General features: G+C 74.6%; 23 protein-coding genes and 1 tRNA gene. 18 read left to right on the forward strand and 6 right to left on the reverse strand.

From position 1 onward, the window contains the following. Positions 1 to 24: 24 nt before the first annotated feature. A tRNA-Leu gene (locus ACLJT4_RS23630) sits at positions 25 to 112 on the reverse strand. Positions 113 to 416: 304 nt separating this feature from the next. Between ACLJT4_RS23630 and ACLJT4_RS23635 the strand changes: the two genes are divergently transcribed. From ACLJT4_RS23635 to ACLJT4_RS23645, 3 genes are all read left to right on the forward strand, one after another. Further along, the gene (locus ACLJT4_RS23635) at positions 417 to 1,742 is read left to right on the forward strand and encodes a M20/M25/M40 family metallo-hydrolase (RefSeq protein WP_411124892.1); all 1,326 of its coding nucleotides are present in this window, start codon (positions 417 to 419) and stop codon (positions 1,740 to 1,742) included. Positions 1,743 to 2,093: 351 nt separating this feature from the next. Continuing rightward, positions 2,094 to 2,327: a chaplin gene (locus tag ACLJT4_RS23640; RefSeq protein WP_411124894.1), complete on the forward strand. Its 234-nt coding sequence runs from the start codon at positions 2,094 to 2,096 to the stop codon at positions 2,325 to 2,327. Between the two features lie 195 nt (positions 2,328 to 2,522). Further along, positions 2,523 to 3,413 carry a chaplin family protein gene (locus tag ACLJT4_RS23645; protein ID WP_411124896.1) on the forward strand — a complete coding sequence of 297 codons (891 nt, stop codon included), beginning with the start codon at positions 2,523 to 2,525 and terminating at the stop codon, positions 3,411 to 3,413. An 85-nt stretch (positions 3,414 to 3,498) separates the two neighbouring features. Here the strand turns inward: ACLJT4_RS23645 and ACLJT4_RS23650 are convergent, their stop codons facing one another. Next, positions 3,499 to 3,687 (reverse strand): DUF5703 family protein, encoded by a 189-nt coding sequence (locus ACLJT4_RS23650; protein ID WP_018537156.1) that lies wholly within the window; start codon positions 3,685 to 3,687, stop codon positions 3,499 to 3,501. A gap of 47 nt (positions 3,688 to 3,734) precedes the next feature. On the opposite strand from ACLJT4_RS23650, the gene ACLJT4_RS23655 reads away from it, so the two are divergent. Next, positions 3,735 to 4,421, forward strand: coding sequence for a hypothetical protein (locus tag ACLJT4_RS23655; RefSeq protein WP_411124898.1), 687 nt, complete (start codon positions 3,735 to 3,737; stop codon positions 4,419 to 4,421). Positions 4,422 to 4,502: 81 nt separating this feature from the next. Here the strand turns inward: ACLJT4_RS23655 and ACLJT4_RS23660 are convergent, their stop codons facing one another. After that, positions 4,503 to 6,875 (reverse strand): helix-hairpin-helix domain-containing protein, encoded by a 2,373-nt coding sequence (locus ACLJT4_RS23660; protein ID WP_411124900.1) that lies wholly within the window; start codon positions 6,873 to 6,875, stop codon positions 4,503 to 4,505. Next, entirely contained in the window at positions 6,872 to 7,855 is a 984-nt protein-coding gene (locus ACLJT4_RS23665; protein ID WP_411124902.1) for an aldo/keto reductase, read from the reverse strand. Before ACLJT4_RS23665 ends, ACLJT4_RS23660 begins: the two co-directional genes overlap by 4 nt. Positions 7,856 to 8,014: 159 nt before the next feature. On the opposite strand from ACLJT4_RS23665, the gene ACLJT4_RS23670 reads away from it, so the two are divergent. Then, a complete protein-coding gene (locus ACLJT4_RS23670) occupies positions 8,015 to 9,064 on the forward strand; it encodes an LLM class F420-dependent oxidoreductase (protein WP_038518472.1) in 1,050 nt (349 codons plus the stop codon). A 262-nt stretch (positions 9,065 to 9,326) separates the two neighbouring features. Beyond that, complete coding sequence (locus tag ACLJT4_RS23675) at positions 9,327 to 10,115, forward strand: ferritin-like domain-containing protein (protein ID WP_411124905.1); 789 nt, start codon at positions 9,327 to 9,329, stop codon at positions 10,113 to 10,115. A gap of 22 nt (positions 10,116 to 10,137) precedes the next feature. Here ACLJT4_RS23675 and corA read toward each other — a convergent pair whose 3' ends face one another. Further along, a complete protein-coding gene (gene corA / locus ACLJT4_RS23680) occupies positions 10,138 to 11,130 on the reverse strand; it encodes a magnesium/cobalt transporter CorA (RefSeq protein WP_233658051.1) in 993 nt (330 codons plus the stop codon). 71 nt (positions 11,131 to 11,201) lie between these two features. Between corA and ACLJT4_RS23685 the strand changes: the two genes are divergently transcribed. From ACLJT4_RS23685 to mshC, 4 genes are all read left to right on the forward strand, one after another. After that, positions 11,202 to 11,897, forward strand: a complete 696-nt coding sequence (locus tag ACLJT4_RS23685; RefSeq protein ID WP_411124907.1) for a histidine phosphatase family protein — start codon at positions 11,202 to 11,204, stop codon at positions 11,895 to 11,897. Between the two features lie 126 nt (positions 11,898 to 12,023). Continuing rightward, positions 12,024 to 12,614, forward strand: a complete 591-nt coding sequence (locus ACLJT4_RS23690; protein ID WP_016570982.1) for a DUF3090 domain-containing protein — start codon at positions 12,024 to 12,026, stop codon at positions 12,612 to 12,614. Further along, the gene (locus ACLJT4_RS23695) at positions 12,578 to 13,483 is read left to right on the forward strand and encodes an SCO1664 family protein (protein WP_411124909.1); all 906 of its coding nucleotides are present in this window, start codon (positions 12,578 to 12,580) and stop codon (positions 13,481 to 13,483) included. Before ACLJT4_RS23690 ends, ACLJT4_RS23695 begins: the two co-directional genes overlap by 37 nt. Positions 13,484 to 13,651: 168 nt before the next feature. After that, positions 13,652 to 14,881 (forward strand): cysteine--1-D-myo-inosityl 2-amino-2-deoxy-alpha-D-glucopyranoside ligase, encoded by a 1,230-nt coding sequence (gene mshC, locus ACLJT4_RS23700; RefSeq protein ID WP_411124911.1) that lies wholly within the window; start codon positions 13,652 to 13,654, stop codon positions 14,879 to 14,881. 113 nt (positions 14,882 to 14,994) lie between these two features. On the opposite strand, the gene ACLJT4_RS23705 is transcribed toward mshC, so the two are convergent. Then, positions 14,995 to 16,110 (reverse strand): PAC2 family protein, encoded by a 1,116-nt coding sequence (locus ACLJT4_RS23705; RefSeq protein ID WP_411124913.1) that lies wholly within the window; start codon positions 16,108 to 16,110, stop codon positions 14,995 to 14,997. 310 nt (positions 16,111 to 16,420) lie between these two features. On the opposite strand from ACLJT4_RS23705, the gene ACLJT4_RS23710 reads away from it, so the two are divergent. From ACLJT4_RS23710 to ACLJT4_RS23745, 8 genes are all read left to right on the forward strand, one after another. Further along, positions 16,421 to 17,752, forward strand: a complete 1,332-nt coding sequence (locus ACLJT4_RS23710; protein ID WP_411124915.1) for an enolase C-terminal domain-like protein — start codon at positions 16,421 to 16,423, stop codon at positions 17,750 to 17,752. Continuing rightward, complete coding sequence (locus ACLJT4_RS23715; protein WP_411124917.1) at positions 17,749 to 18,531, forward strand: SDR family NAD(P)-dependent oxidoreductase; 783 nt, start codon at positions 17,749 to 17,751, stop codon at positions 18,529 to 18,531. Before ACLJT4_RS23710 ends, ACLJT4_RS23715 begins: the two co-directional genes overlap by 4 nt. Positions 18,532 to 18,621: 90 nt before the next feature. Then, positions 18,622 to 19,674: a sugar ABC transporter substrate-binding protein gene (locus ACLJT4_RS23720; RefSeq protein WP_411124919.1), complete on the forward strand. Its 1,053-nt coding sequence runs from the start codon at positions 18,622 to 18,624 to the stop codon at positions 19,672 to 19,674. Then, positions 19,671 to 21,473, forward strand: a complete 1,803-nt coding sequence (locus ACLJT4_RS23725; protein WP_411124921.1) for a sugar ABC transporter ATP-binding protein — start codon at positions 19,671 to 19,673, stop codon at positions 21,471 to 21,473. The genes ACLJT4_RS23720 and ACLJT4_RS23725 overlap by 4 nt, the downstream gene beginning before the upstream one ends. Further along, positions 21,470 to 22,501 (forward strand): ABC transporter permease, encoded by a 1,032-nt coding sequence (locus ACLJT4_RS23730; protein WP_411124923.1) that lies wholly within the window; start codon positions 21,470 to 21,472, stop codon positions 22,499 to 22,501. The genes ACLJT4_RS23725 and ACLJT4_RS23730 overlap by 4 nt, the downstream gene beginning before the upstream one ends. Before the next feature lie 12 nt (positions 22,502 to 22,513). Then, the gene (locus ACLJT4_RS23735; RefSeq protein ID WP_411124925.1) at positions 22,514 to 23,515 is read left to right on the forward strand and encodes an aldo/keto reductase; all 1,002 of its coding nucleotides are present in this window, start codon (positions 22,514 to 22,516) and stop codon (positions 23,513 to 23,515) included. Between the two features lie 38 nt (positions 23,516 to 23,553). After that, on the forward strand, positions 23,554 to 24,405 hold the full coding sequence (locus ACLJT4_RS23740) for an amidohydrolase family protein (RefSeq protein ID WP_411124927.1): 852 nt from the start codon (positions 23,554 to 23,556) through the stop codon (positions 24,403 to 24,405). Positions 24,406 to 24,558: 153 nt separating this feature from the next. After that, positions 24,559 to 25,344, forward strand: a complete 786-nt coding sequence (locus ACLJT4_RS23745) for an SDR family oxidoreductase (RefSeq protein WP_411124929.1) — start codon at positions 24,559 to 24,561, stop codon at positions 25,342 to 25,344. The last annotated feature ends 2 nt before the right edge of the window (positions 25,345 to 25,346 follow it).

Raw genomic sequence — 25,346 nt, forward strand, 5'->3', positions numbered from 1 at the left:
CCCCACGTGAAGTGGGGTCTCAGCTGGTGTCCGAGGGGGGACTTGAACCCCCACGCCCGATAAAGGGCACTAGCACCTCAAGCTAGCGCGTCTGCCATTCCGCCACCCGGACAGGGTGTCTGTCGTTGCGGCCTCCGGGCCGTTCCGACGAGGAAAACAATAGCAAACGTTCAGGGGTGGTCGATCACCCCCGGTCCGAGGGTGCCGCGCGGCTGTGACCAGCGCATGTCGGGAACATTGCGGCCTTGGGCGGAGCGGGCGCGGGGTGGAGGATGGCGGTGGACCCCGCCGCGGGGTGCCCTCGGACGCCGCCGCGGCCGTGAACCAACAGGAGGCAGTGTGAGCCAGCTCCGCGAGCGAACGACGGAGAGGTGCGAGGCCCGTGCATGCGGGGCCGGACGAAGCGAGGTTTCGGCATGAGCGAGGCGCAGCCGTCCCGCACGATCACCGGTGAGGACGAGGTGGTCGACCTCTGCCGGGACCTGATCAGGATGGACACCAGCAACTACGGGGACCACTCGGGTCCGGGGGAGCGCGTCGCCGCCGAGTACGTCGCGGAGAAACTCGCCGAGGTCGGCCTGGAGCCGCAGATCTTCGAGTCGCACAAGGGCCGGGCGTCGACCGTCGCACGGATCGCGGGCGCGGACCGGTCGCGGCCGGCCCTGCTGATCCACGGGCACACCGACGTGGTGCCGGCCAACGCCGACGACTGGACCCACCACCCGTTCTCCGGGGAGATCGCCGACGGGTGCGTGTGGGGCCGCGGCGCGGTCGACATGAAGGACATGGACGCGATGACGCTCGCCGTCGTGCGGGACCGGCTGCGCACGGGGCGCAAGCCGCCGCGGGACATCGTGCTGGCGTTCCTCGCGGACGAGGAGGCCGGCGGCACCTACGGCGCGCGGTACCTCGTCGACCACCACCCCGAGCTGTTCGAGGGGGTGACCGAGGCGATCAGCGAGGTCGGCGGGTTCTCCTTCACCGTCAACGAGAACCTGCGGCTGTACCTGGTGGAGACGGCCCAGAAGGGCATGCACTGGATGAAGCTGACCGTGGCCGGCTCGGCCGGGCACGGTTCGATGATCCACCGGGACAACGCCATCACCGAACTCTCCGAGGCCGTGGGGAGGTTGGGTCGGCACGAGTTCCCGGTGCGGGTGACCAAGACGCTGCGGGCCTTCCTGGACGAGCTCGGGGACGCGCTGGGCACCGAGCTGGACCCGGAGAACATGGACGCCACGCTGGCCAAGCTCGGCGGCATCGCCAAGCTGATCGGCGCGTCGCTGCGGAACACCGCCAACCCCACGCAGCTGGGCGCCGGTTACAAGATCAACGTGATTCCGGGCGAGGCCACCGCCCACGTCGACGGCCGCTTCCTGCCCGGGTACGAGGAGGAGTTCCTGGCGGACCTGGACCGGATCCTCGGGCCGCGGGTCAAGCGCGAGGACATCCACGCGGACAAGGCGCTGGAGACCACGTTCGACGGCGCCCTGGTGGACGCGATGCAGTCGGCGCTCCAGGCCGAGGACCCGATCGCCCGGGCCGTGCCGTACATGCTCTCCGCGGGTACCGACGCCAAGTCCTTCGACGACCTGGGCATCCGCGGGTTCGGGTTCGCCCCCCTGAAGCTGCCGCCGGAGCTGGACTTCGCCGGGATGTTCCACGGGGTGGACGAGCGGGTCCCGGTGGACGGGCTGAAGTTCGGGGTGCGGGTGCTCGACCGGTTCATCGAGCAGAGCTGAGCATCGAGCAGAGCTGAGCGCGGCACACCGCTGCGCCCCGGCCGGAAGGGAAAGCCCGTTCGGTCGGGGGAGGGGTGTGCGGGCGGGTGTGCGGCCGGTGGCGACGTGACTGGTGGGTCGTGTCGTCCGCGCGCGGAGCCGTCGGCGGCTTCCCTGCGGGATCGTGCCTGCTGGAAGGCGGCCCGTGCGGCGTCCCACGGTGAGTGTGAAGTCGATGTGAATTCCCTGCCTTTCACCTTGACTTCGCCGGAAAGGGTGAATGCTGCGATGTGTTCGTAGCTTCAACGGCACGGCCTTCGTTGATCAGACTGCGGTCCGCGGCTGGGACCGCATTGCCTACTAGGAGGAACCATGATCAAGAAGGTCGTCGCCGCTGCCGCGATCGCCGGTGGTGTCGTCATCGCGGGTGCCGGCCTGGCCGTTGCCGACTCCGGCGCCCAGGGTGCTGCGGTGCACTCCCCGGGTGTGCTCTCCGGCAACGTCATCCAGGCTCCGGTGCACATCCCCATCAACGCGTGCGGCAACACGATCTCCGTGATCGGCCTGCTGAACCCGTCCTTCGGCAACACCTGCGTGAACGGCTGACGTTACCGATGACGTCTCCGGCCCGTTGAGGGCCGGCCCGGTCCGGCTCCGGAGTGTCCTTGCGGCATTCCGGAGCCGCTGGGCATTTTCGCGGCCGGGTGCATCCTCCACCTGAGGCGGTCCGCGGAGCGTGACCCACACCTCCGCCGGCCGCCACCCGCCGTATTCCAGTAAGGCACAAGGCAGGGGAAGACTATGAGGCAGGTCGCACGAAAAGGCCTGATCACCATGGCGGCCGCAGGCGGCATGCTCGCCATGGCCGCCGGATACGCCCAGGCGGACTCCAACGCCGCGGGCGGTACGGCACATTCGCCGGGGGTCGGATCGGGCAACACCATCCAGGCCCCGATCGACGTCCCGGTCAACGTGTGCGGCAACACCGTCGACGTGGTCGGCGTGCTCAACCCGGCGTTCGGCAACCACTGCGCGAACGGCGGCCAGCACGGCGGCGGCCACGGGCGGACGCACGACCAGGGGGGCACGCACCGGCGGACGTCCGGTGGGCACGGCGGGGCGACCGCCGTGGGCGGGGCGAAGGGTTCGCCCGGCGTCGCGTCCGGCAACACCATCCAGGCCCCGGTCGACGTTCCGGTCAACGTGTGCGGCAACAGCGTCGACGTGGTCGGCGTGCTCAACCCGTCCTTCGGGAACGACTGCGCCAACACCGCGCCGTCGGGCCCGGGACGCCCGCACCACCCCGGGAACCCGTCACACCCCGGGAACCCGTCACACCCCGGGCACCCGTCGAATCCGGGGCACCCGTCGCAGCCCGGCCAGCCGCCGGAGCACGGTCACCCCGGTCACCCCGGTACTCCCGGTCACCCCGGCACCCCACACCACCCGGGGACGCCGCACCAGCCCGGCAGCCCGCACGAGCCGCGGTCGTCCACCCCGCAGACGCCGGACGTCCCGGGCGTGCGGACGCAGACCGCCGGTGCACCGCACGCCCGGACGGTGACGCCCGAGCACGGGGAGCAGCTGGCGCACACCGGCGCCGGGGCCCTCGGGTACGCGATCCCGGCCAGTGCCGGCATGCTGCTCGGTGGCGCCGTCCTCTACCGGCGGGCGCGCACCGCCCGTAGCTGAGCGGCGACCCCGGTGTGACAGCACGACGGAGCGGGCCCCGTACCTCACCGGGGCCCGCTCTGCTGCGATCACGCGCTCCCGGGACTCACCAGGTGGCGCGGAGCTGTCGGATGATCCGGCGGCGCAGCCGCACCCGACGACTGCCATCGGGATTGAGACGAAGTCGGTCCAACTCCCAGTGTCCGTACTCGGCGTGGTCGGTCAGCAGGCGGGTGGCGGCCTTGCGGGAGACGCCCCGAGGCACGTACACATCGCAGAATTCGTATTCCGGCATCGCATCTATTGTGCGGGACCGGCCTCGGTACGGATAGCGTCTGCACTATGTCTGATGCTGCGCAGCCTTCCGCTGCCGAGGTACGTGCCGCCGCTGAGGCGGTCAAAGCCGCGCTGGACCGTCACCTCGACGCGGTCGAGCGCCGCTCGGGGCCGGAGGACCCGGCCGTCTACGCCGCGTTCGACGAAGTCGCCGCGGCCGCTGAGGCCTATGACGAGCTGCTCTACGACGCCTACGACGAGGTCACCCCCTTCGAGATCCCCGGGAACGACGCCCTGCCCGCCTACGCGGGCCCCGAGGAGCCGAGCGCGCTGAGCGTGCTCATCCGGCGCGACTACACCGTCGCGAAGCCGCAGCGCCTGCTGCATCAGGCACAGCGCATCGCGGCGCTGGACCCGGACGCCGCCACTGACGCGACCGGCCGCGCCGCCGACGCCGTCGCGGTGGTCGGCAGCAGCGTCCACGCCGCGCTCGGGGTGCTCTTCGGCGAGTACGAACCGGACGAGATCGCCTCCCGGCACCGGGAGTTCGGCCTGGAGGAGGGCGACTCCACGCTGTGGGTGGCGGCCGCGGACGAGCCGGCGGAGCCGGGGGAGTGGCTCGCCGCGCCGTTCGACCACGCGGATCCGCAGCGGGTGGTGTGCCGCTTCGACGTCAGCTCGGTCTTCGACGAGGAACTCGACGACGACGATGACGAGGACGATCTCCTGGAGCCGGCCGACCGGAGCAGGTGAGACGCGGCGCAGCGGGCCCGCGGGGCGGACGGCAGGTGTGCCGTCGCCCCGCGGGCCCGTCGCCGCGCGGGGTGCGTGCGGTCAGTCCTCCGCCGGGTCCGCCGCCTGCTCCTCGGCCTGCAACCGCAGCAGCGTCCGCAGCCGGGTGGTGCGTTCCTTGGCGGGCAGTTCGGCGACCGCCCGGGCGAGCGCCTGGTCCACGCCCTGGACCACCGACAGGTGCCGCTCGCCGCGGCTGAAGGCGGTGTAGACCCAGGCGCGGGTCAGCCCGCCGGCGGCGTCGCCGGGCAGCACCACGACCGCGGCGGGCCAGCGCGAGCCGGCCGCCTGGTGGGCGGTGAGCGCCCAGCCGTGCCGGACGGCGCCCGACGCCACTTCCTCGCGGGGGACGACCACGGCGGTGCCCTCGCAGTCGAGGTGCAGGCCCTCGGCGTCGGCGCCGGTGACCGTGCCGGTCAGCGTCCGGCCCGGCGCCGGGGCGTAGGCCACGCGGTCGCCGGAGTCGAAGCCGCCGAACCGGCCGGCTCCGGGGTTGAGGCGTTCCTTGAGCGCGGAGTTCAGCGCGCGGGTGCCGGCGGCGCCGCCGTGGCCGACGGTGATGACCTGCGTCTGGTCGGCGGGGATGCCCAGTGCCCGGGGCACCGAGTCGGCGACCAGCTGGACGGTGCGGTGGACCGCCTCGCCGGCGTCCCGGACCGGAACGGTCACCACCTCCTTGCCGGGCGCCTGGACCGCGTCGAGCTCGCCGACGCCGATGCCCGACACCAGCTCGCCGATCGGGCCGAAGTCCGGGGTACGGGACGCGACCTGGGGGCAGAACCGGGACTGCAGGACGTCCTGGAAGAGCCGGCCGGGGCCGGCGGACCACAGGACGCCGGGATCGCCGCTGAGCACCAGGCGGGTCCCGTCGGACAGCGACTCGACGAGCACGGCGGCGGTGTCCAGGTCGAGCTGTGGGGCGTCCAGCACCACGAGGAGGTCGAGGGCGAGCGCACCGTCGGCGTCCCGGCCCGGGCCCTCCTGGCCGGCCAGCAGGCCGGCGACGGTCACCGCGGCGTCCGCCCCGGCCGGCTCGGCGGCGGCGCCGTCCGCCGCGACCTCGGCGAGGTGGGCGGCCAGCCGCCGGCGGCCGTCCGCGGTGTGGGTGGCGCCGCACGCCCGCAGCCCGAGGGCGCGGGCCGCGGCGATCAGTGCGGCGGGTTCGGCGCGGGCCGCCTCGCCGCCGGTGTGCGTCGTCAGGCCGCTGAACGCGACGGTCTGGATCAGCTCGGCGGCGGAGGACGACGGTGCGGCCGTCGCGACGGCCGCCCAGGCGCCGGCGGAGGGGTGGACGCGGGCGTCCGCCGCGTCGTCCGCCCCGGCGTCCTCCGGGGCGGCGGCTTCGGGGCCGTCCTCGGTCGCGGTGTCCTGGGGCGCCGGGGGCTCGCCGTCGGCCCCGGCGTCGTCGGCGGTGGCGCCCGGCGTGGTGGTCGCCGGCTCGTCCGCCGGCCGTTCGAAGGTGTTCAGCAGGCGGGCCAGGCCGTCGGCGACGCTCTCCTCGGCCATCGCGAACCGGTCCAGGCCGAGCAGGACGCGGACCGGCTGCTGTTCCTCGTCGTCGTCCGTGGCGGGCCGGGCGCGGCCCGGGGTCTCCAGCGTGTCCTGGAAGACCAGCACCGCGCCGTCCGCGATGGCGTCCTGCAGGGCCTCGTCCGGGTCGGGTACGGCGCGCTGGGCGAGGGCGGCGCGCAGTGCGGACGCCTCCAGGGCGGAGTGGCCGGCGAGGGCGGCCTGCTCCAGCAGCCAGCCGATCAGTGCCTGGGCGCGCCGTTCGTCGCCCGGCCCGCAGGCGGCGCCGAGCAGGGCCCGGGCGAAGCCGTCGGCCTGCTCGGGGCGGACGCCGGGGACCGCGAGCAGCTGCCAGGGATCCTCGGTCAGCGCCTCGGCGGCCTGCTGGCCGAGCGTCTCCGCGGCCCGCTCCGCGAGCGCTTCGGGGGCGCCGCCGGCCGCGAGCACCCGCCGCACGCCCTCGATGCCGGGTGCCGGGGCGACGGCGGGGCGGGCCGCGGGGACCGCGGGGGCGGGCGCGGTGTCCCGGGCGGCGGGGTCCGGTGCGGTCGGGCGGGCCGGGGCGGGCGCCGGCCCGGCGGGGCGCGGGGCGGTGGCCGTGGGCGCCGGGCCCGCCGGAGCCGGCTGCCCGCCCCGGCCCGGGCCTTCGGTCCCGGCGGCCGCGGGGCGGGCGGCGGGTGCGGCGGGCTTGCCGGCCCGCGGGGCCTCGGCGAAGAACGACGCGGCGGAGCGCTCACCGCTCTCCACGGCCCGCACCGCCGCCGCCAGCGCCGCCACCGAGGCGGCGGGGCCGGACTGGGGGGCGCCCTCGGCGCCGGCCGCGCTGCCGGCCGCGCCGACCGCCTCGTCACCGGGCGCGGCAGCCTCCTGCTCGGGCGGGTTGTCGCCGGCGCGGTCGGTACTCACAGCGTGCTCCAGTCGTGGTCGGGATAGTGGTGCACCGGAGCCGACACATCGTCCAGCGCCCGGCGGATCTCGTCAGGAAGACTAAGCGTCTCCACTGACAGTGCGGCTCTGAGCTGCTGCGCAGTGCGGGCGCCGAGGAGCGGGGCGGTGACGCCCGGGCGGTCGCGGATCCAGGAGAGCGCGACGTGCAGGGGCGTGACGGCGAGTCCGTCGGCGGCCGTGGCGACCGCGTCGACGACCCGGCTCGCGGTGTCGTCCAGATAGGGCGCGACGAACGGCGCGAGGTGGTCCGAGGCGCCGCGGGAGTCGGCCGGAGTGGCGTGGCGGTACTTGCCGGTGAGCACACCGCGACCCAGCGGGGACGAGGGCAACAGCCCGAGGCCCAGATCCCGGGCGGCGGGCAGTACTTCGCGCTCGACGCCGCGCTGGACCAGGGAGTACTCCATCTGCGTGCTCGCCAGCCGGTTGCGGACGTCGGGGGCGGCCAGTTGCCAGGTGGCGGCCTTGGCGAGCTGCCAGCCGGAGAAGTTCGCCAGGCCCACGTAGCGCGCCCGGCCGGTCGTGACCGCCAGGTCGAGCGCCTGGAGGGTCTCCTCCAACGGGGTGCGCGGATCGAAGGCGTGCAACTGCCAGAGGTCCACGTAGTCGGTGCCCAGGCGGGCGAGGGAGGCGTCCAGGGCGGTGAGCAGGTGGCGGCGCGAGCCGTCGACCCGGCGGTCCGCAGCGAGGACGCTGCCGGCCTTGGTGGCGATGACCAGGTCGGGGCGTGGCACCAGCCCCTCCATCAGCCGGCCGAGGAGGTACTCGGCGCCGCCGTCGGCGTAGATGTCGGCGGTGTCGACGAGGGTGCCGCCGGCCTCCCAGAACGTCTTGAGCTGTTCCGCGGCGTCCTGTTCGCCGGTGTCGCGTGCCCAGTTCAGGGTGCCCAGCCCGAGGCGGGACACGCGCAGACCCGTGCGGCCGAGGTGCCTTTGCTCCATGGGCCCAGACCCTACGCGCCGTGCCGCACGATCAGGGGACCTGTGGACAACGGCACCGCGACGGGTCCCGGGCCGGTCGTCGCCCACCGATGACGGCTCCGGCACCCGCGCGCTAGAGTCCGCGGAACAGCGACGTTACTGATGGGTAAGGGGAGCGGTATGAGGCTTGGCATCAACCTCGGTTACTGGGGCGCCGGCATGGACTCCGACAATCTCGCGGTGGCGCAGGAGGCCGACCGCCTCGGCTACTCGGTCTGCTGGGCGGCCGAGGCGTACGGCTCCGACGCCCCCACGGTGCTGTCCTGGGTGGCCGCGCAGACCGAGCGGATCGACGTCGGCTCGGCGATCTTCCAGATCCCGGCCCGCACGCCCGCGATGACCGCGATGACCGCGGCGACCCTGGACTCGCTCTCCGGCGGTCGCTTCCGGCTCGGCCTGGGCGTCTCCGGCCCGCAGGTCTCCGAGGGCTGGTACGGCGTGAAGTTCGACAAGCCGCTGGCCCGCACCCGTGAGTACGTGGAGATCGTCCGCAAGGCGATGTCCCGCGAGCGGCTGTCCTACGAGGGCCAGCACTGGACGCTCCCGCTGCCGGACGGCCCGGGCAAGCCGCTGAAGCTCACCGTCCACCCGCAGCGCGAGCACATCCCGCTCTACATCGCCGCGATCGGGCCCAAGAACCTCCGGCAGACCGGTGAGATCGCCGACGGCGCGCTGCTGATCTTCCCCTCCGCCGACCACCTGGAGGAGACCGCCCTCTCCCACCTGCGGGCGGGCCGGGAGGCGGCCGGCGCGACCATGGAGGGCTTCGACGTCTGCCCCACCCTCCCGCTGGCGGTCGGCGCGGACGTCAGCGCGCTCGCCGACCAGTTCCGCCCGTACACCGCGCTGTACGTCGGCGGCATGGGCAGCCGGAAGCAGAACTTCTACAACCAGCTGGCGCAGCGGATGGGGTACGAGAAGGAGGCCGCCGAGATCCAGGACAAGTACCTGGCCGGTGACAAGGCCGGCGCCGCCGCGGCGATCCCCGAACGGCTGATCGACCAGACCACCCTGCTCGGTTCGGTCGACCGGATCGCCGAGCGGATGCAGGCGTACGCGGCGGTCGGCGTGACCACCCTGACGCTGGCCCCGGCCGGCTTCACCCTCGACGAGCGGGTGGCCGCGCTGCGCGCGGGCGTCGAGGCGCTGGAGCGCGCCGGCCTGGCGTAGCCCCCGCGGCGTCCCGGACGCCCGACAGGCCCGGTGCCTGGGCACCGGGCCTGTCGGGGAGCACTGCGGCCGTGGTGGGGGCTCGGGGGTCTTCCCCGCCACGGCCGTCACGGAACTCAACGGCTCAGCCGCGGGCGGGTTACGGGCCCGGCGCCGACCCGGTCAGGCGAACGGACGCACGGGGCCCCGCCCCCGGTTGCCCCCGCCGGAACACGGCATTTGGCTTTCCGTTCACGGGCGTGTCCGTTCGGAGGTGACGCTGATGTTCTCGGCCAGGAGCCTGTTCCAGGAGATCGTCGACAACGACGCCTCCTACCGCCTGTTCTGCTCCATCGCGGCCAGCGGGGAGGCCCAAGGGGGCTGGGAGAACGGCCGGATCGCCGCACTGCTCCCGACGTCCCAGCGCGCGCTGGCGCCCAAGGTCGCCCGGCACGGCGCCGACGAGGACAAGCACGGCCGGATCTTCCACGCGCTGCTGCGCAAGCGCGGCCTGACGCCCGTCGAGGTCCCGGCGGCCACCGACTACACCGTGCTGCTGGAGCGCCGCGGCATCGGACTGGCCCACGACAAGCTCCACGGCGACGAGCCGCTCACCGAACGGGACGTCATCACCTACCTCGCCCACAGCCGGGTCACCGAGCAGCGCGCGGCCGAGCAGATGCTGCTGCTGCGCCGGTTCTTCGGCGACCACCCCGAGGTCGGCAGGGCGGTCACGATGATCTGCCACGACGAGGAGAACCACCTCGCCTACTGCCACGAGGAACTGCTGCGCCTGGCCCGGGCCGGCCACGGGCGGACCATCCAACGGGTCCTCCGGGCGTGCGCGCTCGCCGAGATCGCCGTGCACCGGGACGTCAGCCTGGCCGTGATGGCGCACATGGGCCGCCTGCTGCGCTGGCCGCCGCTGAAGTCCGCGCTGCTCACGGCGGGGATCACGGCCTACTACGGCTACGAGCGGCTGCTCGGTTGGCGGCGGATGGTCAGCCTCGCCATGCCCGAGCGGCGCGACGCGCTGGGCGGTCCGGCCACCACCGCACCGGACTTGGCCTGACCGGCGCGCCGGGCCGGGCGCCTCACAGCCAGCCGCGGCGCTTGAACAACCGGTAGAGCGACACCTCGATGACGGCCATCAGCAGCAGGATCGTCGGATAGCCCAGTGACCAGGACAGTTCCGGCATGTCGTGGAAGTTCATGCCGTAGATGCCGGCGATCAGTGTCGGCACCGCGGCCAGCGCCGCCCACGCCGAGATCTTGCGCATGTCGTCGTTCTGCCGGACGCCCATCTGCGCCAGATGGGCGGCGAGGATGTCCGACAGCAGCCGGTCCAGGCCCTCCACGGACTCGTTGACGCGGGTGAGGTGGTCGTCGACGTCCCGGAAGAACGGCCGGGCGTGGTCGTGGATGAACGGCACGCGGGTGTCCTGCAGCCGGCTCATCGGATCGACCAACGGCACGGTGGCCCGGCGGAATTCGAGGACCTCGCGCTTGAACGCGTAGATCTGCGCGGCGGTGTTCCGGGTCTCCCGGCGGATCGGGGCGAACACCTCCGCCTCCAACTCCTCCATGTCCACCTGGAGTTCGCCGGCGACCTCCAGGTAGTGGTCCACCACCGCGTCGCTGACCGCGTACAGCACCGCACCGGGGCCGTGCCGAAGGATCTCCGGGTGCTGCTCCAGCCGCTGCCGGACCGTCGCCAGCGGGCTGGCCGTGCCGTGCCGGACGGTGACCACGAACGAGTCGCCGACGAAGAGCATCAGCTCCGAGGCGGTCACGGTGTCGGCCGCGACGTCGTAGGTGATCGGCTTCAGCACCATGAACAGCGAGTCGTCGTAGACCTCCAGCTTGGGCCGCTGGTGTGCCTTGAGGGCGTCCTCCACGGCCAGCGGATGCAGGCCGAACTCGCTGCTGACCTGGTCGAACTCGTGCTGGGTCGGCTCGTGCATGCCCAACCACAGGAAGGAGTGGCCCTCCGCCCGGGCCGCGTCCAGCGCGCGGGAGAAGTCCGTCGCGCACTCGCTGCGGCGGCCCTCGCGGTAGATGGCGCAGTCCACGATCACACCAGGCATTCTCGCCCGTCGCCGGGGCCCCTGCCAGGGAAGTGGGCCAGTCGCCGGCGGCCTGCCCTAGGGTTGCGGTCATGCCCACGCTGATCCTGGTGCGGCACGGCCGCTCCACCGCCAACACCTCCGGGGTGCTCGCCGGCCGGACCCCCGGTGTCGCCCTCGACGAACGCGGCGCCGCCCAGGCCGCGGCGCTGCCCGCCCGGCTCGCGGGAGTACCGCTGGCCGCCGCCGTCTCCAGCCCGCTCCAACGCTGCCTGGAGACCCTGGCGCCGCTGCTGGACGCCCGTCCCGAGCTGCGCCTGGAGACCGACGAACGGATCACCGAGTGCGACTACGGCGACTGGTCGGGCCGCAAGCTCGCCGAGCTGACCGACGAGCCGCTGATGGAGACCGTCCAGCAACACCCCTCCGCGGCCGCCTTCCCCGGCGGCGAGCCGATGCGGGAGATGCAGGCCCGCGCGGTGAGCGCGGTGCGGGACTGGAACGCCCGCGTCGAGGAGACCGCCGGCGCCGAGGCGAGCTATCTGATGTGCTCGCACGGTGACATCATCAAGTCCCTGGTCGCGGACGCACTCGGCATGCACCTGGACCTCTTCCAGCGGATCTCCGTGGAACCGTGCTCGGTGACCGTGATCCGCTACACCCGGCTCCGCCCGTACCTGGTGCGGCTGGGCGACACCGGTGACCTCGCGTCGCTGCTGCCCCGCGCGGACGGCGCGGCGGGCAGCGAGCGGGACGCGGCCGTCGGGGGCGGCGCGGGCGCAGCGTGATCAGCGGGCGCAGTAGGGTGGTGCGACGGCGCTGCGACGCCCGTGTGAACCGCGCAGTACCCCTCCGGGGCACCGCGACCGCAGCGCCCGCACTGACCCAGCAGTCGACACAATCGGAGCAGGACGTTGTCCCGTCAGGTGTTCTTCTACGACCTACCGGACCGTTTCGTGGCCGGTACGGTCGGGCTGCCTGGCCGCCGTAGCTTCTTCCTCCAGGCCACCGCGGGCGGTCGCACCACCAGCGTCGCCCTGGAGAAGACGCAGGTGGCGGCGCTCGCCGAGCGGATCGACGAACTGCTGGACGAGGTGGTGCGGCGCAGCGGTGGCAGCGCCCCGGTGCCCGCCGTCTCGCCGTCCGAGATGACCGACACCGCGCCGCTGGAGTCGCCGGTGGAGGAGGAGTTCCGGGTCGGCACCATGGCGCTGGCCTGGGACGGCGAGGACGAGCGGATGATCGTCGAGGCCCAGGCGCTGGTCGAGCTGGAGGCCGACAGCGACGAGGACCTCGCCGACGCCGAGGAGCGGCTGCTCCAGGACGACGAGAACGGTCCGCCGATGCTGCGGGTGCGGCTGACCGGCACCATGGCCCGGGCGTTCGCCAAGCGGGCGCTGGACGTCGTCAACGCCGGCCGTCCGCCGTGCCCGCTGTGCAGCCTGCCGCTCGATCCGGAGGGACACGTATGCCCGCGCCAGAACGGATACCGGCGGGACGCCTGAGCCCCATGGAGCCCACCGTCGAACCGGCCGGCCCGGACGCCGCCCCCACCACCCCGGCGGAGCCCGTCGGCAGCCTGGCGCCGGAGCTGCTCGCCGAGGGCGAGCTGACCGTCCGCGGCCAGATCCAGGACGCCTCCAACGCCGTGCTGTACTGCACCGTCGCGCTCGACGGGCGCAGCGCCGCCTGCGTCTACAAGCCGGTCCGCGGCGAGCGCCCGCTGTGGGACTTCCCGGACGGCACGCTCGCCCAGCGCGAGGTCGCCGCGTACGAGGTCTCCCGGGCCTGCGGCTGGGACCTGATCCCCACCACGGTGCTGCGGGACGGCCCCTACGGGACCGGCATGGTCCAGGAGTGGATAGCCCCGCCCGGGGACGGCGACGAGGCGCCGGAGCTGCTGGCGCTGGTCGCCGAGGACGAGCCGGCGCCGGGGTGGAAGGCGGTCGGGCGGGCGGAGATCGGCGCGGGCCGCACCGCGCTGCTGGTCCACGCCGACCATCCGCGGCTGCGCCGGTTGGCGGTGCTGGACGCGGTGATCAACAACGGTGACCGCAAGGGCGGCCACCTGCTTCCCGGCGCCGGCGGCGCCTTCTTCGCGATCGATCACGGTGTGACGTTCAACTCGGCCGACAAGCTGCGCACGCTCCTGTGGGGGTGGGCCGGGGACCCGCTCACCGACGAGGTGCTGACGGTGCTGCGAGGGGTGCGGACCGAGTTGGCGGACGGTGCGCCGCTCGCCGTCCGGCTGGCGGAACTGATCACGGACGCCGAGCTGGCGGCGCTGCGGGCGCGGGTGGACGGGCTGCTGAGCAGCGGGCGGCATCCGGAGCCGAGCGGGGAGTGGCCGGCGATTCCGTGGCCGCCGGTCTGATCCCCGGCGCCGCCGGGCCCCGGTGCGGGCGCCGGCTCCACCGGAGTGGCTGACGCACGTGCCGCCGTTCGCGCCTGGCACATCCGGCGGTGGAACACAAGACCGCCTTTCCGGCCAGAGAGGCCCTCCGGTTCGTATGCGGAACATCCGTCCGGTTACGCTCAAGGCATGCATGCATGGCCCGCTTCTGAGGTCCCCGCCCTGCCCGGTCAGGGCCGCGACCTGAGGATCCACGACACCGCGACCGGCGGACGAGTAACCCTCGCCCCCGGTCCCGTCGCCCGTATCTACGTCTGCGGCATCACGCCGTACGACGCCACCCACATGGGGCACGCGGCGACCTACAACGCGTTCGACCTCGTTCAGCGCGTGTGGCTCGACACGAAGCGTCAGGTGCACTACGTGCAGAACGTCACCGACGTCGACGACCCCTTGCTGGAGCGGGCGGTGGCGACCGGCGACGACTGGACCGTGCTCGCCGAGCGCGAGACCGCCCTGTTCCGCGAAGACATGACGGCGCTGCGGATGCTGCCGCCGCGCCACTACATAGGCGCCGTCGAGGCGATACCGCGCATCGTGCCGCTGGTGGAGCGGCTGCGCGACGCCGGTGCCGCCTACGAGCTGGACGGCGACGTCTACTTCTCGGTCGCGTCCGACGCGCACTTCGGCGAGGTCTCCGGCCTGGACGCCGCGGCCATGCGGCTGCTGTCCGCCGAGCGCGGCGGCGACCCGGACCGCGAGGGCAAGAAGAACCCCCTCGACCCGATGCTGTGGATGGCCGCCCGCGACGGCGAACCGAGCTGGGACGGCGGCTCGCTGGGCCGCGGCCGGCCCGGTTGGCACATCGAGTGCGTCGCCATCGCCCTGGAGCACCTCGGCATGGGCTTCGACGTCCAGGGCGGCGGCTCCGACCTCGCCTTCCCGCACCACGAGATGGGCGCCTCGCACGCCCAGGCGCTGACCGGTGAGCACCCCTTCGCCCAGGCGTACGTGCACGCCGGCATGGTGGCCCTGGACGGCGCGAAGATGTCCAAATCCAAGGGCAACCTGGTCTTCGTCTCCGCGCTGCGGCGCGCCGGCACCGACCCGGCCGCCATCCGCCTGGCGCTGCTGGCCCACCACTACCGCAGTGACTGGGAGTGGACCGACGCGGAGCTCACCGCCGCCGAGGCCCGGTTGGGCCGCTGGCGGTCCGCGGTCTCCCGTCCCGACGGGCCGCCCGCCGAGGCGCTCCTGGAGGAGATCCGCGCGGCGCTCGCCGACGACCTGGACGCGCCGGCGGCGCTGGCCGCGGTGGACCGCTGGGCCGCCAGCCAGCAGGACGGCGGCGGCACGGACGAGGGCGCGCCCGGCCTCGTCTCCCGCGCGGTGGACGCGCTGTTGGGCGTGGCGCTGTAAGGGCGCCCGACCGCGACCTGATTGCGTGCGGGGCGCCCCCACCGGATGGTGGGGGCGCCCCTTTGCCGTTGGCGTGCCGCCCGGGGCCCGCTCGGGGCGTGCCGGTCGGCCGCTCAGTCCTCGGTGCCGCGGTCCGGCGGGCCGTCGCCGTCGGTGCGGCCGTCGTCCGGTCCTTCGCCCGGCGTGCCGGTGCCCTCGCCGGTCTCCGGGGCGCCGGGGGCCTTCGGGGGCGCGGCGTCGTCCGACGGCCGGGGTTCGCGCGGTTCCTTGGGCGTGGCCCGCGGGGGCCGGGTGCGGCCGCTGGCGGTGTCACGGAGGTACGAGGCGTCCCGGCCGTCGGCGAGGCCGCCCTCGGTCGCCACCCCCGGGCCGGCCTGCGGGTCGCGGCGGCGCAGGTAGCGCTCGAACTCGCGGGCGATGGCCTCGCCGGACGCCTCCGGGAGTTCCGCGGTGTCCCGGGCCTCCTCCAACGACTGGACGTACTCGGCGACCTCGCTGTCCTCCGCGGCGAGTTGGTCCACGCCCAACTGCCAGGCGCGGGCGTCCTCGGTCAGTTCGCCGAGCGGGATCCGCAGGTCGAGCAGGTCCTCCAGGCGGTTGAGGAGGGCGAGGGTGGCCTTGGGGTTCGGCGGCTGGGAGACGTAGTGCGGCACCGCGGCCCAGAGGCTGACCGCCGGGACGCCGGCGTGGGTGCACGCCTCCTGGAGGATGCCGACGATGCCCGTGGGGCCCTCGTAGCGGGACTCCTCCAGGTCCAGCCGGCGGGCCACGTCGGCGTCGGAGGTGACGCCGCTGACCGGTACCGGCCGGGTGTGCGGGGTGTCGCCCAGCAGGGAGCCCAGCACCACCACCATCTCGACGCCCAACTCGTGGGCGAAGCCGAGGAGTTCGTTGCAGAACGAGCGCCAGCGCATGCTCGGCTCGATGCCGCGGACCAGGACCAGGTCGCGGGGGTTGCCCTTGCCGTCCGCGTCCCCGATCCGGACGACCGAGAGCCGCGTCGTGGGCCAGGTGATCTTGCGGACGCCGTTTTCCAGGAAGACCGTCGGGCGGTTCACTTGGAAGTCGTAGTAGTCCTCCGCGTCGAGCGCGGCGAAGACCTCGCCCTTCCACTCCCGGTCCAGGTGGGCGACCGCGGCGGAGGCGGCATCGCCGGCGTCGTTCCAGCCCTCGAACGCGGCCACCATGACCGGGTCGATCAGCTCGGGCACCCCCTCCAGCTCGATCACCCAGCCCCTCCTTCCGGCCGGCCCGACCGCCCGGGGCGGCCGCCGGCTTTAGTTCCGTTGCGTGCGCTCCCAAGACTACGGCGTCCGGGGTACCGATCCGCAGCCCCTTTGCGAGCGCGTGTACGGATAGGTCCGAGGTGTTGCGTGACGGAGTGCGGGGCGATCGGTCAACCACCCTGGCAGTCCTGGCGGATTCGGGTACGGGGTATGGACGAGGTCTTCGGGGCGGGGCTATACATCGGAGGACCGGGAAAGGTCCGATGTTCTCCCGCGACCTGTGCGTGACACGACATCCCCAGGGGGCGTGCCCATGGCCGGAACCGACACCGTCACCGGGCTGGAGGTCCACGACGTCCGCTTCCCCACCTCCGACCGGCTGCAGGGTTCGGACGCGATGCACCCCGACCCCGACTACTCCGCCGCCTACGTCGTGCTGCGCACCGCCGACGGCCCGGACGGCCACGGCCTCTGCTTCACCCTCGGACGCGGCAACGACGTCGTGGCCGCCGCGGTCCGGGTCCTGGCCCCGTACGTCGTCGGCCACCCCGCCCCGGTCACCGTCGGCCGGCTCGGGGCGCTGCACCGGGCCCTGACCCACGACTCCCAGCTGCGCTGGCTCGGCCCCGAGAAGGGGGTGGCGCAGATGGCCGCCGGGGCGGTGGTCAACGCGGCCTGGGACCTCGCCGCGCGTCGCGCAGGCCGCCCGGTCTGGGCGTTCCTGGCCGGTCTGACGCCCGAGGAGCTGGTCGGACTGGTCGACTTCCGCTACCTCTCGGACGTGTTGACGCCCGCCGAGGCGCTGGCCCTGCTGCGGGCCGCCGAGCCCGGCCGGGCCGCGCGCACGGCCCGCCTCAAGGCCGAGGGCTACCCCGCCTACACCACCTCACCCGGCTGGCTCGGCCACGACGACGCCACCCTGGTCCGGCTCGCCGAGGAAGCGGTGGCCGACGGCTTCGCGCAGATCAAGCTGAAGGTGGGCGCCGACCTCGACGACGACCTGCGGCGGCTGGGGCTGGTCCGCGCCGCGGTCGGGCCCGGCGTGCGGATCGCGGTCGACGCCAACCAGCGCTGGGAGGTGGCCGAGGCGGTCCGGTGGATGACCGCGCTGGCGCCCTACGCCCCGCACTGGATCGAGGAGCCGACCAGCCCGGACGACGTCCTGGGACACGCCGCGGTGCGCGCCGGGCAGCCGGTGAAGGTCGCCACCGGCGAGCACGTCGCCAACCGGGTCGGGTTCAAGCAGCTGTTGCAGGCCGGCGCGGTGGACTTCGTGCAGATCGACGCGGCCCGGGTGGCCGGCGTCAACGACAACCTGGCGGTCCTGCTGATGGCCGCGAAGTACGGGGTGCCGGTGTGCCCGCACGCCGGCGGCGTGGGGCTGTGCGAGCTGGTGCAGCACCTGGCGATGTTCGACTACGTGGCGGTGTCCGGGAGTTGGGAGGACCGGGTGATCGAGTACGTGGACCACCTGCACGAGCACTTCACCGATCCGGTGGTCGTCGCCCGCGGCCGCTACCGCGCACCGACCGCCCCCGGGTTCTCCGCCCGGATGGCGCCGGCGTCGCTCGCCGCGTACCGCTACCCCGACGGGCCGGTGTGGCGGGAACGCGGTGCGCGCCGGGACGCGGGGGTGCCGGCATGAGCGGGCCCGCCGCGCAGGACTTCACGGGGCTGGTGGCCCTGGTCACCGGTGGCGGCTCGGGCATCGGGGCGGCCACCGCGGCCCTGCTGCTGGCCCGCGGAGCCCGGGTCGCCGTCGTGGACCGCGATCCGTCGGGGGCGCCGGCCGGGGCGTTGCGGATCGCCGCGGACGTCACCGACGACGCCGGTGTGCGGGCCGCGGTCGCGGCGGCGGTGGCGGAGCTGGGCGCCCTGCACGCCCTCGTCGGCAACGCGGGGACCGGCGCCGTCGGCACCGTGGCGGACAACGACGACGAGGAGTGGCGGCACGTCCTGGACGTCAACGTGCTGGGGCTGGTGCGCACCGCCCGGGCCGCGCTGCCGCACCTGCGGCGGGCCGCGGCCGAGGTGCCCGGGGCGGTCTCCATCACGCACACCTGCTCCATCGCCGCCACCGCCGGACTGCCCCAGCGGGCCCTGTACGGCGCGAGCAAAGGGGCGGTGTTGGCGCTGACCCTGGCGATGGCCGCGGACCACCTGCGGGAGGGCATCCGGGTCAACTGCGTCAACCCCGGCACCGCGGACACCCCCTGGGTCGCCCGGCTGCTCGACCGGGCCGCCGACCCGGTGGCCGAACGGGCCGCGCTGAACGCCCGTCAACCCATGGGGCGGATGGTCACCGCGGCGGAAGTCGCCGCGGCCATCGTCCACTTGGCGTCCCCGGCCGCCTCCGGCATCACCGGCACCGCGCTGGCCGTGGACGGCGGGATGCAGGGGCTGCGGCCCCGGCCGGCCGGTTGAGCCGTGCGCGCCGGACGTCCGCCGCGTACCGCCCGCTGTGCCCCGACCACCACGACCGAGGGGCCACCGACCCGACGGGAGGGACCACCCATGAGAACGCGCACCCGCACCACCGGCACGGCGGCCGGCGCCGCGGTGCTCGCGCTGGCCGTGCTGGCTGTGCTGGTCGTGCTCGCCGGCTGCAACCGCGGCAGCGCCGCCGCCGGCCGGATCGGCATCGACGTGCCCCGCACCGACACCGACTTCTGGAACTCCTACCAGCAGTACCTGGAGGCGGACCTGGCCCGCGGCGGCCCCGCCGCGCTCCCGTTGGCCAACTCCCAGAACGACGTGGGCAAGGTCGTCTCCGACGTCCAGGCGCTGACCGCCCAGGGCGCCCGGGCGATCGTGATGGCCCCGCAGGACACCGGCGCCATCACCGCCGAACTCCGGCGCCTGGCCGCCAAGAAGATCCCGGTCGTCAGCGTCGACACCCGCCCCGACGACGGCCCGGTCTACATGGTCGTCCGGGCCGACAACCGGGCCTACGGAGAACGGTCCTGCGCCTACCTCGGCGCGCGGCTCGGCGGCCACGGCCGGGTCGCCGAACTCCAGGGCGACCTCAGCTCGATCAACGGCCGGGACCGTTCGGAGGCGTTCGCGTCCTGCATGAAGCGGAAGTTCCCCGGGATCACCGTCCACGAACTGGCCACGGACTGGAAGGGCGAGGTCGCCTCCGCCAAGCTCCAGAGCCTGTTGGCCCAGCACCCGGACCTCGACGGCGTCTACCTCCAGGCCGGCGGGGCCTTCCTCCAGCCGGTGCTGGCCCTGTTGCGCCAGCGCGGACTGCTCAAACCCGTCGGGACGCCGGGCCACCTCACCCTCGTCTCCAACGACGGCATCCCCGAGGAGCTGGCCGCCATCCGGGCCGGCACCCTGGACGCCACGCTCTCCCAACCCGCCGACCGCTACGCTGAGTACGCCCTGTACTACGTCCGCGCGGCGCTGGCCGGGAAGACCTTCCGGCCCGGGCCGACCGACCACGGTTCGACCATCGTGCGGATCGAGAACGGCCTGGAGGACCAGCTCCCCGCGCCGCTGGTCACCAAGGACAACGTCGACGACCCGCACCTGTGGGCCAATCAGACGGGGCAGGGGAGGTGACGGCCGCCGCCCCCGGTGGCCCGCCGCCGGAGCGGTCGGCGCCCGCCCAGCCGGCGCCCGAAGCGCCCCCGGCCGTGCACGCCGAGGGCCTCGTCAAGCGCTACGGGCCCACCGTCGCCCTGGACGGCGTGCGGCTGACCGTGCGGGCCGGCGAGGCGCACGCCCTGGTCGGCCGCAACGGCGCCGGCAAGTCGACCCTGGTGTCGGTGCTGACCGGACTGGTCCGGCCGGACGCCGGGCGGGTCAGCTTCGGCGGGGTCGAGGCGCCCGGCTGGGACGACCCCGCCGCCTGGCAGCGGCAGGTCGCCTGCGTCCACCAGCGGTCGATGACGGTGCCCGGGCTGACGGTCGCGGAGAACCTCTTCCTCAACCACTTCCCCGGCGGCCCGATCCTGCGGTGGCGGGCGGTGCGCGCCCGGGCCCGGGAACTGCTCGCCGGCTACGGCGTGGACGTCGACCCGGGCGCCCGGCTCGGTGAACTGAGCGTCGAGCAGCGGCAGTTCGTGGAGATCGCCCGCGCCCTGTCGCGCGGCGCCCGGCTGATCGTCCTGGACGAGCCCACCGCCCGGCTGGACGCGGCCGGCACCGTCCGGCTCTTCGGCAAGGTGCGGGAACTGCGCGCCCAGGGGGTGGCGTTCCTGTTCATCTCGCACCACCTCCAGGAGGTCCATGCGCTCTGTGACACCGTTACAGTCCTCCGGGACGCACAGTGGGTGCTGACCGCGCCGGTCGCCGCACTCGGCGAGGACGCGCTGGTGGCGGCGATGGCGGGGGAGGAGGCCGGGCGCCCGGGCCCCGGCCGGAGCGTGCCGTCGCCGGCCCGGGCCGCCACGTCCACCACCTCCGCCGCCGGGTCCGCCACCGGGTCCACCGCCGGTCCCGCCACCGCCGGTCCCGCCACCGGGGAGCCGCTGCTGCGGGCCGAAGGGCTGGCGCTCCGCGGGCACTTCGGGCCGATCGACCTGACCGTCCGGGCCGGCGAGGTGGTGGGCCTGGCCGGCGCCGCGACCGCCGGCACCACCGCGGTCGCCGAGGCGCTGGCCGGACTGCGCACCCCCGAGGCCGGGCGGATCACCGTCCGCGGCAGGCCGGTCCGCCCCGGGAGCGTGCCGCACGCCCTGGACGCCGGCATCGGCTACGTCCCCGAGGACCGGCACCGCGAGGGACTGATCCCCGGCCGCAGCGTCGCCGAGAACGCCACCTTGACCGTCACCACGCACCTGGGCCCGTGGGGAACCGTCCTGCCGGCCCGGACCCGCGCCTTCGCCCGGCGGATGATCGCGGCGCTGGACATCAAGACCGCCGGGCCCGACCAGCCGGTCGCCGGGCTCTCCGGCGGCAACCAGCAGAAGGTGGTGGTCGCCCGCGCACTGGCCCGCGCCCCCGCCGTCCTGGTCGCCGTCCGCCCCACCAACGGCGTGGACGTCCGTTCCAAGGAGGCCCTCCTCGGCGTCGTGCGACGGGTCGCCGACGACGGCCGCGGCGCTCTGGTCGTCTCCGACGAGCCGGCCGACCTGCGGATCTGCGACCGGGTGGTGACGGTCGTCCGCGGCCGGACCCGGACCGAGTTCCGCCGCGGCTGGCGCGAGGCGGACCTGCTGGCCGCCCTGGCGGGCGCCACCCCCGCCATCTCCGACGCCTCCACCACTCCCGATGCCTCCGCCATCCCCGCCCTGCCCGCCGCACCGGACCCCGGGCCGGACTCCGTATCGGACGCCGGGCCGGACTCCGCGCCGGACGCCCCCGCGCAGGAAAGGACCGCGTCGGAAGGGACCGTGACCGAAGGGACCGCGCCATGACCGACACCACGGCACCACCGACCGCCGAGGCGCCGCCGGCCCGCCCGGTGCACCGCCCCCGGACCGCGGCCGGCCGCTGGCGGGACCTCTCGCTCGTCCCGGTGATCCTCCTCCTCGGCGTCGTCGGCTTCATCGTCTCGCCCGCCTTCCTCACCGAGGACAACCTCATCGGCGTCGTCCAACAGTCCACCGAACTCGGCCTGTTGGTGCTCGGCGAGGCGCTGGTGCTGATCAGCGGGCGGATGGACCTGTCGCTGGAGTCGACCATCGGCCTGGCGCCGGTGGTCGCCCTGTGGCTGGTGCTGCCCGCACACGGCACCCGGTTCGCCGGCCTGGGGCTGCTGCCCTCCTGGAGTGCGGTCCCGCTGTGCCTGGCCGTGGGCGCGGTCATCGGCGCCGCCAACGGCTTCCTCATCCTCCGGTTGCGGGTCAACGGCTTCATCGCCACCCTCGGCATGCTCACCATGCTGCGCGGCCTCCAGGTCGGCCTCTCCGAGGGCCGCTCCCTCAGCGACGTCCCGGACTCCTTCGGCTACCTGGGCCGGACCGCCTGGCTGGGCGTCCCCGCCGCCGTCTGGATCTGCCTGGCCCTCTTCGCCCTCGGCGGTGCGGCGCTCGGCTACCTCCGGCACGGCCGCGCCCTCTACGCGATCGGCGGCAACCCGGAGGCGGCCCGGGCGGCCGGCATCCGCACCGACCGGATCACCTGGACCGTCCTGGTCCTCGCCGGCGTCCTCGCGGCCTTCGCCGGCATCCTCTACACCGGCCACTACGGCGCGGTCTCCGCCAGCCAGGGCAGCGGCTGGATCTTCCAGGTGTTCGCCGCCGCGGTGATCGGCGGCATCAGCCTCAAGGGCGGCCGCGGCACCCTCTTCGGGGCGCTCACCGGCGTCCTCACCCTCCAACTCGTCATCAACGTGATGACCCTCGGCGGTGTGCCGCCGCTGTGGACGCAGTTCCTCAACGGCGCGATCATCCTCCTCGCGCTGATCGTCTCCCGCTTCACCAGCGGCGAGAAGCAGGACTGACGGGCCGCCACCATGAGCCGACCGCCCCACGGGCCACGCCACCTCGGCCGCAGCGGCGTCACCGTCCCCCCGCTGGGCCTGGGCTGCGCACCCCTGGGCAACCTCTACCGCGCCGTCCCCGAGGCCCGCGCCCGGGCTGTCGTCCGCACCGCCCTGGCCACCGGCGCCCACTACTTCGACACCGCCCCGCACTACGGCGTCGGCCTGTCCGAGGAGCGCCTCGGCCGGGCGCTGCGCGGCCTCGACCGGTCCGGCTACGTGCTGTCCACCAAGGTCGGCCGCCGGCTGCGCCCGCTCGCCCCCGGCGAACGGCCCGCCGGCGAGGGCTTCGTGGCCACCCCCGCCCGGGCCCGGGTGCGCGACCTCACCCGGGCCGGCATCCGGGCCACCCTGGAGGCGTCCCTGACCCGTCTCGGCGTGGCCGCGGTGGACGTCGTCTACCTCCACGACGTCGAACACCACCTGCGCGAGGTCTACGAGACCGGCTACCCGGCCCTGGCCGAACTCCGTGCCGAGGGCACCGTCCGCGCCATCGGCTTCGGCATGAACCACAGCGGCGTCCTGGCCCGCCTGGTCGCCGACCTCGACGTGGACGTGGTGCTCTGCGCCGGCCGCTGGACGCTGCTGGAGCAGACCGCCGCCACCGACCTGCTGCCGGCGTGCGCCCGGCGCGGCACCTCGGTGGTGGTCGGCGGGGTCTACAACTCCGGCCTGCTCGCCGACCCGACCCCCGGCGCGCCCTACGACTACGCCCCGGCGCCGCCCGCGGTCCTCGCCCGTGCGCGCCGACTCGCCGCGGTCTGCGCCGCGTTCGACGTCCCGCTCAAGGCCGCCGCGCTGCGCTTCCCGTTCGGGCATCCGGCCGTCGCCGCGGCCGTGGTCGGCGCCGCCTCGCCCGACGAGGCCGCCGAGAACGCGGCCCTGTTCCGCCACCCCGTCCCGGCCGGCCTCTGGCGCGCCCTCGTCGCCCGCGGGCTGCTCGACCCCGACCTGCCGCTGCCGGCGGATGCCTGACGCCCCGCCCGCCGCCCCGACCACCGGGAGCCGCCCCGATGCGCATCGACGCCCACCACCACCTGTGGGACCTCGGCCGCCGCGACCAGCCCTGGATGGACGGGCCCTGGGCCGACCCGATCCGCCGCAGCTACGCCCCGGCCGACCTCGCCCCGCACGTCGCGGCGCACCGCATCGCCGGCACCGTCCTGGTCCAGTCCTCGGCCTCCGCCCGGGAGACCGTCGAACTCCTCGCCCTGGCCGCCGAGAACGGGCCGGTGCGCGGCGTCGTCGGCTGGGCCGACCTCACCGCCGCCGGCCTGCCGGACGCACTCGCGGCCCTGCCCGCCGGGCTCGTCGGCCTGCGCCACCAGGTCCAGGACGAACCCGATCCGCACTGGCTGGCCCGCCCCGACGTCCGGCGCGGCCTGCGCACCCTCGCCGCCCACCGACTCGTCTACGACCTGCTGGTCACCCCGCGCCAACTGCCCGCCGCCCACGCCGTCGTGCGGGCCCTGCCGGAGCTGTCCTTCGTCCTGGACCACGCCGGCAAACCGGCGATCGCCCGCGGCGCGTGGCAGCCCTGGGCGGCCGCGCTCACCGCCCTCGCCCGCCTCCCGAACGTCACCTGCAAGCTCTCCGGCCTGGTCACCGAGGCCGACTGGCACGCGTGGCGGCCGTCGCACCTGCTGCCGTACGCCCGGCACGTCCTGGACGCGTTCGGCCCGGAGCGGGTGATGTTCGGCTCCGACTGGCCGGTCTGCACCCTGGCCGCCGGCTACGGGGACGTCGTCGCGCTCGCCGAGGCCGCCACCGACCACCTCACCGGCCCGGAACGCGCCGCGGCCTTCGGCGGCACCGCGACCCGCGTCTACGGCCTCGACGCCCGGCCCCCGTCCGGCGTGGACTAGCCGTCCGGATTCCGCCAGCACCGCCCACCGCGCTGCCGGAGGATCGAGCCGTACCGCGACGGAAGCGAGCGGAGCGCCACGAACCGGCGCTCATAGACCGCTATCGCATCAACCCGGTACGAACGGCTCGAAGAGGAACGTGAGACAAAGGTGATGACGATGACGACGACCACGGCGTCCGCGACCCCGGTGCCCGGCACCCGCCCGCTGTCCGGCAAGGCGGCCCTGGTGACCGGCGGCAGCCGGGGCATCGGCGCGGCGATCGCGGCCCGGCTGGCGGCCGACGGGGCGGCGGTGGCGCTGACCTACCAGCACCGGGACGACCTGGCCGCCGAGGTCGTCCGGCAGATCGCGCGGGCCGGCGGGCGGGCCTGGGCGGTCCGCGCCGACGGCGCGGACCCGGAGGCGGTGCGGGCCTCGGTGGCCGCCGCGGCCGACCGGTTCGGACGGTTGGACGTCCTCGTCAACAACGCCGGCGCCGGCGTCATGGGCCCCTTCGAGGGGATCGCGCTCGACGACGTGGACCGGGTGCTGGCGGTCAACGTCCGAGCCCCCTTCCTCGCCGCGCAGGCCGCCGCCGCCCATCTGACCGAGGGCGGCCGGATCATCTCGATCGGCAGCTGCATGGCCGAACGGGCCCCCTTCCCCGGCGGCTCCCTCTACGCCACCAGCAAGGCCGCGCTCGGCGGCCTGACCAAGGCGCTGGCCAGGGAGTTGGGGCCGCGCGGCATCACCGTCAACCTCGTCCTGCCGGGACCCGTCGACACCGACATGAACCCCGCGGACGGCGAGGGCGCCGCCCTCCAGGCCCAGTTGACGTCGCTCGGCAGCTACGGGCAGCCGGCGGACGTGGCGGCGATGGTGGCCCACCTGGCGGGCGACGGCGGCCGGTACGTCACCGGCGCCGCGCTCGCCGTCGACGGCGGCTTCGCGGCCTGAGC

The organism is Streptomyces sp. x-19, from assembly GCF_046549115.1.
Lineage (GTDB): Bacteria > Actinomycetota > Actinomycetes > Streptomycetales > Streptomycetaceae > Streptomyces > Streptomyces albulus_C.

Bases quoted from the DNA above. Each gene is read 5' to 3' on its own strand.
- corA (WP_233658051.1), bottom strand. From the start codon at position 11,130: ATGCCTGGTGTGATCGTGGACTGCGCCATCTACCGCGAGGGCCGCCGC.
- ACLJT4_RS23675 (WP_411124905.1), top strand. From the start codon at position 9,327: ATGTTCTCGGCCAGGAGCCTGTTCCAGGAGATCGTCGACAACGACGCC.
- ACLJT4_RS23730 (WP_411124923.1), top strand. From the start codon at position 21,470: ATGACCGACACCACGGCACCACCGACCGCCGAGGCGCCGCCGGCCCGC.
- ACLJT4_RS23740 (WP_411124927.1), top strand. From the start codon at position 23,554: ATGCGCATCGACGCCCACCACCACCTGTGGGACCTCGGCCGCCGCGAC.
- ACLJT4_RS23635 (WP_411124892.1), top strand. From the start codon at position 417: ATGAGCGAGGCGCAGCCGTCCCGCACGATCACCGGTGAGGACGAGGTG.
- ACLJT4_RS23650 (WP_018537156.1), bottom strand. From the start codon at position 3,687: ATGCCGGAATACGAATTCTGCGATGTGTACGTGCCTCGGGGCGTCTCC.
- ACLJT4_RS23640 (WP_411124894.1), top strand. From the start codon at position 2,094: ATGATCAAGAAGGTCGTCGCCGCTGCCGCGATCGCCGGTGGTGTCGTC.
- ACLJT4_RS23735 (WP_411124925.1), top strand. From the start codon at position 22,514: ATGAGCCGACCGCCCCACGGGCCACGCCACCTCGGCCGCAGCGGCGTC.
- ACLJT4_RS23670 (WP_038518472.1), top strand. From the start codon at position 8,015: ATGAGGCTTGGCATCAACCTCGGTTACTGGGGCGCCGGCATGGACTCC.
- mshC (WP_411124911.1), top strand. From the start codon at position 13,652: ATGCATGCATGGCCCGCTTCTGAGGTCCCCGCCCTGCCCGGTCAGGGC.
- ACLJT4_RS23655 (WP_411124898.1), top strand. From the start codon at position 3,735: ATGTCTGATGCTGCGCAGCCTTCCGCTGCCGAGGTACGTGCCGCCGCT.
- ACLJT4_RS23685 (WP_411124907.1), top strand. From the start codon at position 11,202: ATGCCCACGCTGATCCTGGTGCGGCACGGCCGCTCCACCGCCAACACC.
- ACLJT4_RS23665 (WP_411124902.1), bottom strand. From the start codon at position 7,855: ATGGAGCAAAGGCACCTCGGCCGCACGGGTCTGCGCGTGTCCCGCCTC.
- ACLJT4_RS23710 (WP_411124915.1), top strand. From the start codon at position 16,421: ATGGCCGGAACCGACACCGTCACCGGGCTGGAGGTCCACGACGTCCGC.
- ACLJT4_RS23645 (WP_411124896.1), top strand. From the start codon at position 2,523: ATGAGGCAGGTCGCACGAAAAGGCCTGATCACCATGGCGGCCGCAGGC.
- ACLJT4_RS23720 (WP_411124919.1), top strand. From the start codon at position 18,622: ATGAGAACGCGCACCCGCACCACCGGCACGGCGGCCGGCGCCGCGGTG.
- ACLJT4_RS23695 (WP_411124909.1), top strand. From the start codon at position 12,578: ATGCCCGCGCCAGAACGGATACCGGCGGGACGCCTGAGCCCCATGGAG.
- ACLJT4_RS23715 (WP_411124917.1), top strand. From the start codon at position 17,749: ATGAGCGGGCCCGCCGCGCAGGACTTCACGGGGCTGGTGGCCCTGGTC.
- ACLJT4_RS23745 (WP_411124929.1), top strand. From the start codon at position 24,559: ATGACGATGACGACGACCACGGCGTCCGCGACCCCGGTGCCCGGCACC.